Here is a 7,814-nt window from a genome sequence, read left to right on the forward strand (position 1 = left end):
TTCGTGTAAAGAGCGCAGACTTCAAATTATTTGGACCAGCGGACCCGCCCGCCGCACCCGGATCGACAGGAAAAATCAAGGAATGCGCACAGATACCGGCCAGGTCTTCAAGCTCGAAGACTATCGCCCCAGTGATTATCTCATTCCGGAAACCAGCCTGACTTTCCGCCTTTCGCCTGAAGCAACGCATGTGACCGCCGTGCTGACGGTCGAACGCCGCGACGGGATTGCGGCGTCGGTGCCACTGGTGCTGGATGGCGACGGGCTGACGCTCCGCGGCATCGCCATCGACGGCCAGGAGCCGAGCCCTGCGGATTTTCTCGCCACGCCCGATCAACTGACAATCATCAGCCCCCCTGCGACAAGGTGCTTCCAGCTGAGAATTGAAACCGTGTTGGCGCCGGCGCAGAACGAGGCGCTAATGGGCCTCTATCGCTCGAGCGACGTCTATTGCACACAATGCGAGGCCGAAGGCTTTCGCCGCATCACTTATTTCCTCGACCGTCCCGACATCCTGTCGGTCTATACGGTCCGCATCGAAGCTCAGCGCCGTGAGGCGCCGCTGCTTTTGTCCAACGGCAACCCGGCCGATGGCGGCGAGCTTGCCGGCGGCTGGCACTATGCGGTCTGGCACGACCCCTTCCCCAAGCCGTCCTATTTGTTTGCGCTGGTGGCGGGCGACCTCGGCAAGATCTCGGACAGTTTTGTCACCCTGTCTGGCCGCAAGGTCGAGCTCGGAATCTATGTCGAACCGGGCAAGGAGAGGCTCGCCGGCTACGCCATGGACGCTTTGAAACGGTCAATGAAATGGGACGAGAAGGCATTCGGCCGCGAATACGACCTCGATGTCTTCAACATCGTCGCCGTGTCCGACTTCAATATGGGCGCAATGGAGAACAAGGGCCTCAACATCTTCAACGACAAGTACGTTCTTGCCGACCAGGAAACTGCGACCGACGCCGATTTCGCCAATATCGAAGCCATCATCGCGCATGAGTATTTCCACAATTGGACAGGTAACAGAATCACTTGCCGCGACTGGTTCCAGCTTTGCCTGAAGGAAGGGCTGACGGTTTTCCGCGACCACGAATTCTCGGCCGATCAGCGCTCGCGCGCCGTCAAGCGCATCGCCGAGGTGCGTACGCTGCGCGCCCATCAGTTTCCCGAGGACCAAGGGCCGCTGGCGCATCCGGTCCGGCCTCGCCGCTACCGCGAGATCAACAATTTCTACACGGCGACGGTCTACGAAAAAGGCTCGGAAGTCGTGCGCATGATCCATACCATCCTCGGCGCCGAGACGTTTCGCGCCGGCATGGACCTCTACTTCGAACGTCACGACGGCCAGGCGGCGACGATCGAAGACTTCATCAAAGTGTTCGAAGACGTCTCAGGTCGCGACCTGTCGCAGTTTTCGCTGTGGTATCGTCAGGCCGGTACGCCGAACCTGACCGTCAGTTCGGCGTATAATCCGGCGGCGCGGGAATTCACGCTCGAAATCGAGCAGTCGGTGCCGCCAACACCGGCGGAAAGCCGAAAGCGGCTGATGCACATTCCGCTTGCCTTCGGCCTGGTTGGCGCCGGTGGCGAGGCGATAGCCCATAGCGGCGTCGAAGGGGCGAATGTCGAGGACGGTGTCATCCATATCCGCAAACGCCGCCATGTCGTCAGGTTTTCCGGGATTGCCGACCGTCCAGCCATGTCGCTCAACCGCGGCTTTTCGGCGCCGGTGACGCTTTCGGTCGAGCAGCGGCCCGACGACCAATTTTTTCTGGCTGGCCACGACAGCGACGCCTTCTCGCGCTGGCAGGCATTCAACACGCTTTTGACCGATGCGCTGATTGCAGCCTTCCGCCAGATCCTGGACCACAAGCGACCCGAGTTCAGCGCCCGGCTGACCGGGCTTGCCGGCAAGACAGCCGGCGACGAAGCGCTCGAACCCGCCTATCGGGCACTGGCGCTGGCGCTGCCCGGCGAGGCCGATATCGCCCGCGACATCGGCAAGAACATCGACCCCGACGCCATTTTCGCGGCGCGCGAGGCGCTGGCGGTTGCGATCGCCGAGGCCAACCGCGAGATATTCTCCAAATTTTACGATCGGCTCGCCGACACTGGTCCGTTCAGCCCGGATGCGACCAGTGCCGGGCGACGAGCGCTGCGCAATGTCCTGCTGGACTATCTCTCCTTGCTGCCGGGAGGTGCGGGACTCGCTGCCGGGCACTTCCAATCGGCGACCAACATGACGGATCGTGCCGCGGCGTTGACCGTTCTTGCGCACCGTCACCATGGCTCACCTGAGGCGACCATGGCACTGGCCGATTTCGAGGCGAAATATGCAACCGATGCGCTGGTCATGGACAAATGGTTCCAGACCCAGGCCAGCGTGCCCGGCCCGCAAACCGTGGACGCGGTGCGCGCCTTGACCAGCCACCCGGCGTTCTCGATGGCCAACCCGAACCGGGTACGGGCACTCATCGGTACGTTTTCCAGCGCCAACCAGACCGGCTTCCATCGCGCCGACGGCCAAGGCTACCGGCTTTTTGTCGAAACGGTGCTGCAGGTCGAAAAACGCAACCCGCAGGTGGCCGCCAGGCTGGCGACAGCGCTCAGGTCGTGGCGCTCGCTCGAACCGGTGCGGCAGGCCAAGGCAAGGGAGGCGTTGCTTTCGATCGCCAATACCGAGAAGCTGTCGGCCGATTTGCGAGACATCGTCGAGCGTACCCTGGCGTAAGCGACCTCCCGTTCTCCCCTTGTGGGAAAAAGGGAAGACCACCCGAAACCCCCATTATTTTAGTCGATTTTTAATCTTTTTTCGCCGCGCCTCTGGACAAGGCGAATCACCTTTGATTCTTTAGTGACGATTCGGAAGTGCGGCGTTGCCGGATCGTCAAGCGGGACAGAAAATCGGGGAGTGCCATTTATGGCGAAGGCGGACGCGTGGGGCGCGCCCGGTGGGACGGCTTTTGGGCGGCGCGAGGCGCGAAGCAACGGTCTCGCGGGCAATACGCGGCTCATCGCCGAACCTGCCTACCGACGGCTGCTGGCAGCCGAGCCGCTGTTGCGGCGATCGATACCAGCCCTCATCATCATGTTTCTGTTGATCATCGCAGTACTGCGCTTTCTGTCACTGATGAACGAGCGCGACGAGATCGAGCGCGACGCCAAGGCGATCCTTGCGCTGGCCGCCGGCCAACTGGCCAGTTCGATCGCCGACGCGACCATGGTTTCCGCGCCCGGCGCGATCCAGGACCTGCTGGAGAGCACCGGTCGTCAGGGCGCGATGGGCCGAAGCCACGTACTGGCGATCACCGATAGCGCCTTCAAGATCATTGCCGTATCGCCGCAGTCGATGCACTGGGAGGGGCGATCGCTCGATGGCGTCGTGCAGGGCGGGCAGCCGCTGTTCATGTTCGGCGACCGCGCCGGGGTAATGGAAGTCAACATCGGCGGACAGGACTGGTACGCGGCAGTGAGCCTGGCGAATGGCCGAAGGGGTGCCGCGGCAGCGTTCGTGCCGCAGGAGGCAGTTTTTGACGCCTGGCGCAAGACGGTCTCACTCAACGTCACGCTGTTCGTGCTGACGGCCGGCGTGCTGATCATCATCCTCTACGCCTATTTCGGCCAGGCGGCGCGCGCCCAGGCCGCCGATCGCATCTATCTCGAAGCCCACCAGCGCATCGACATGGCGCTGGTGCGCGGCCGCTGCGGCCTGTGGGATTGGGACATGGTGCGCGGCAAGATGTACTGGTCGCGCTCGATGTACGACATGCTGGGCTACGAGCCTTGTGACACGATGCTGTCGTTCGGCGAAGTCGATGAAATCATTCATCCCGAGGACGGCGATTTGTTCGAACTCGCCAACAGGATCGTCGCGCGCGAGATCGACCATATCGACCAGGTGTTCCGGATGCGCCATGCCGACGGGCAATGGGTTTGGATGCGCGCAAGAGCACACGTTATCGACCCGGAAGCGCCGGAGATCCAGCTGATCGGCATCGCCGTCGACGTCACCGAGCAGCGGCATCTGGCGCTGCGCTCCGAAGCGGCGGACCTGCGCCTGAGGACGGCCATCGAAAACATCAACGAATCTTTCGTGCTGTGGGATTCGTCCGAGCGCCTGATCATGTGCAATTCCAAATACCAGCAGGACAACGGCCTGTTGGATCGCGACGTGATGCCGGGCGCTCCGCGCGCCGTTCTGGAGGAACGCATGCTGGCCTTCGCCTCGGAGCGGCGGCTTGCCAACACCAACGGACCGCAGGGAGGCGTGACCTTCGAGCGCCAGCTTGCCGACGGCCGCTGGCTGCAGGTGAACGAGTTGCGGACAAGGGACGGCGGTACCGTCTCCGTCGGCTCCGACATCACCCAGATCAAGCTGCACCAGGAGAAGCTGGTCGACAGCGAGCGCCGGCTGATGGCGACAATCCATGACCTCAGCCTTGCCCGCCGCGCGGAAGAAGAACGGGCTCGTGAGCTCGTCGAACTCAATCGCAAATACATGAAGGAAACCGAGCGCGCCGAAGCGGCGAACCGGGCTAAATCCGAATTCCTGGCCAACATGTCGCACGAGTTGCGCACCCCGCTCAACGCGATCATCGGCTTCTCGGAACTGATGGAACGGGGGCTGTTCGGGCCGCTGGGTTCGCCGCGCTACGAAGAGTATGCCACCGACATCAACGGCAGCGGCAAATATCTTCTCGGTGTGATCAATGACATCCTCGACATGTCGAAGATCGAGGCCGGCCAGTTCGCCCTGGATCAGGAAGAAATCGATCTCTGCCCGCTCATCAGGGAGACGGTTCGCGTCGTTTCTCTGCAGGCGGCGGAAAAGTCGATCACCGTCGAAACCCGCATCGCCGATTCGCTGACGCTGTTCGCCGACCGCAGGGCGATCAAGCAGATCCTCATCAACCTTCTGTCCAATGCGGTGAAGTTCACCGGGCAAGGCGGCCACATCTCGGTCAGAGCCCGCAGCATTTCCAGCGCGCTGATCCTGACGATCGAGGACAATGGCTGCGGCATCCCGAAGGCGGCGTTGAGCAAGCTCGGGCGGCCATTCGAACAGGTGCAAAACCAGTTCTCCAAGAGCCATGCCGGCTCCGGCCTCGGCCTCGCCATCTCGCGCTCGCTGGCCGAGCTTCAGGGTGGCGCGTTGAAGATCCGCTCGACCGAAAGCGTCGGAACGATCGTCTCGGTACGCATCCCGATCAAGAAAGCCCCGCAGGCGGTCAGGGCCGCTGCCTGAATGACAAAATAACGCTCCGGCGGCTCGCACCGCCGGAGCGTTATCAATTCTCACTGCATGCCGTCACTGCCATCATTGCCCTCGCCGTCCCATTGGCGGTGACCGCCGGGACCCTTCGGCAGTTCGTTCTTCTCGATTTTCCCGTCATTGTCACGGTCGAGCATGGCGAAGACCTTCTTCTGGCGGGTTGTGATGTCATCGGCGGTCAGCGTGCCGTCGCCCTTGGTGTCGTAACGGGCGATGATGCGCCTGGCCATCTGCTCGAAGCGTGCTTTCTCCAGCGCGTCGGCGAGCTGTGCCACGGTCAGCTTGCCGCCATTGTCGGCGACCATCTTCTTCAGCCGCGCGTTCATGGCGTCGGAGAACTGGTCGAAGGTGATGGTGCCGTCATTGTCCTTTATGACCTTGCCGAGGCGCATCATCATTCCGTCGCGCGGCCCGGCCCCGGAGTGCTCGTCTGCATAGGCAGCGGTGCCGACGGCGCCGGCCAGGGCTGCGAAAACGAGTGCAAGTCTGGTTGTCTTTCTCATGGTCTTCTCCTGTTGCATCGTCACCCCCGATGCTAGAGCGGCGGACCTTCAATCCCCCGCTCTATCTCTTTGATTGAACATCGGAACCTCCCAAAGCAGGTCGCAATTTTGGGCCCGATGCTCTCGCCCGTACGGCTGGTTGCCGTCACGGTTGTTTCGCACGAAGCAGAAGGTCGAAATCCTTTCTGACCTTCTGCGACGTCTCCCCGACATGCGCTTCAAGCACCCCGAAATCCGGCAGGTCGGTGACGGCCAGAAGCAGATCCGAAAGCCCTGGCGGAACGTCGTCGCGTTCGAACGCGCCGGTGAGGCAAAGCCGTATCATCTGGGTCAGCGCCAGATAGAGCGAATAGGCATCCACCAGTTCCTGCCTGACCTGGGCGCTGGCGAAATCCGGCGCCAGGCGCGACAGGACCTCAGCCGTGCCGGTGGCCCTGCGGCCGGCTTCGATCTTTCCGGTGATCAGCGCAATCTGGGCAATGAATTCGAGATCGATGAGGCCGCCCGGGATCAGCTTGATGTCCCAGGGATCGCGCGGCGGCTTCTCCTTGTCGACCATGGCGCGCATCTCGGATGCCTCGGCCATCACCTTGGCTGGATCGCGCGGCAGAGCGAGCACTGCGGCAACCTCTCCCTCGACCTCGCGGCAGAGCTTGGCATCGCCGCCGATCGTGCGGGCGCGCGCCAGCGCCATGTGCTCCCATGTCCAGGCGTCCTGGCGCTGATATTTCTTGAAGGCGTCGACATGGGTGGCCACCGGCCCCTTGTTGCCGGACGGCCGCAGGCGAAGGTCGAGCTCGTAGAGCACGCCCTCGGCGGTCGGCGCGGAAACGGCGGCGATCAGCCGCTGTGTCAGCCGGCTGTAGTAATGCGAGGGGGCAAGCGGCTTGTCGCCGTCGGACTCCTCCGCATCGGCGTCGTGATCGTAGAGCAGGATGAGGTCGACGTCGGAGCCCGCCGTCAGTTCGCGGCTGCCGAGCTTGCCCATGCCGAGCAGCGCGACCCGGCCGCCGGCAATATAGCCATGACGCAAAGCGAATTCCGCCATCACCGCCTGCAATGCCGCCTCGATGGTCAGGTCGGCGAGATCGGAAAAAGCGCGGCCGGCGCGCGGCGGGTCGATCGACCCGGCAAGCAGCCTGACGCCGATCAGGAATTTTTGCTCCGAAGCAAAGATGCGCAGCCGGTCGAGCACGTCTTCATAGGCTCTGTCGCCTTCGAGGAAGGCGGCAAGGCGCGCCGACAGATAGGCGCGGTTTGGCAGTTCGCTCAGCAGCGCCGGATCGAGCAGCCCATCGAAGACATGCGGCCGGCGCGTGATGATGGCGGCCAGCCGCGGTGCCGCGCCCATGATAGTCGCCATCAGCTTCAGCAAAGCCGGATTCGACTGCAGCAGCGAAAACAGCTGGATGCCGGCAGGCAGGCCGGCAAGGAATTCGTCGAAGCGGATCACTGCCTCGTCCGCCCGCCGCGTCTGGCCGAAGGCTTGCAGCAGCGCCGGCGTCAGTTCGGTCAGCCGCTCGCGCGCTTCCGCCGACCTGGTGACGCGGTAGCGGCCGAAGTGCCAGCCGCGGATAACCCGGCAGATGTCGCTCGGCCGCTGGAAGCCGAGCCGCTGCAAGGTCTGCAAGGTATCGGGATCGTCGACGTCGCCGGTAAAGACCAGATTGCCGATGCCGGCCGAAAGCTCCGGCGCGGTTTCGAACAGCGCTGCATAGTGGCGCTCGACCTGGTGCAGCGCCGCGCGGAACGTTTCGGCAAAGCCTGCCGCATCGGCAAAGCCCAGCATGCGGGCGACGCGCTCCAGCCCCTCTTCGTCCTCCGGCAGGATATGCGTCTGCTGGTCGGCAACCATCTGGATGGCATGTTCGACGCGGCGCAGGAACCAGTATTGCCTGGTGAGCGCATCGCGCGCGTCGACGGTGATCCAGCCGCGCGCGGCGAGCTCGCCGAGCATCGGCACGGTCTCGCGGCCGCGCAGTTGGGGGAAGCCGCCGCCCGGCCTGGGTTGCGGGGGGGGGCACGAGCACGCGCTCGCGCGG

Annotated in this window: 4 protein-coding genes; 2 read left to right on the plus strand and 2 right to left on the minus strand. The window is 63.4% G+C overall.

Features of this window, described 5'->3' with window-relative positions; translation table 11 throughout:
- Nucleotides 1-82: 82 nt before the first annotated feature.
- Complete coding sequence (pepN, locus tag NKJ20_RS15555; protein ID WP_352745083.1) at nucleotides 83-2,728, plus strand: aminopeptidase N; 2,646 nt, start codon at nucleotides 83-85, stop codon at nucleotides 2,726-2,728.
- A 189-nt stretch (nucleotides 2,729-2,917) separates the two neighbouring features.
- Entirely contained in the window at nucleotides 2,918-5,242 is a 2,325-nt protein-coding gene (locus NKJ20_RS15560; protein ID WP_352745086.1) for a PAS domain-containing sensor histidine kinase, read from the plus strand.
- A gap of 50 nt (nucleotides 5,243-5,292) precedes the next feature.
- Here the strand turns inward: NKJ20_RS15560 and NKJ20_RS15565 are convergent, their stop codons facing one another.
- A complete protein-coding gene (locus NKJ20_RS15565; protein ID WP_352679799.1) occupies nucleotides 5,293-5,772 on the minus strand; it encodes an EF-hand domain-containing protein in 480 nt (159 codons plus the stop codon).
- Nucleotides 5,773-5,917: 145 nt separating this feature from the next.
- Nucleotides 5,918-7,814: bifunctional [glutamine synthetase] adenylyltransferase/[glutamine synthetase]-adenylyl-L-tyrosine phosphorylase (locus NKJ20_RS15570; protein ID WP_352745088.1), on the minus strand; the 1,897-nt coding region annotated here is incomplete at its 5' end.

It is taken from the genome of Mesorhizobium sp. M0185 (assembly GCF_040322175.1).
GTDB lineage: Bacteria > Pseudomonadota > Alphaproteobacteria > Rhizobiales > Rhizobiaceae > Mesorhizobium.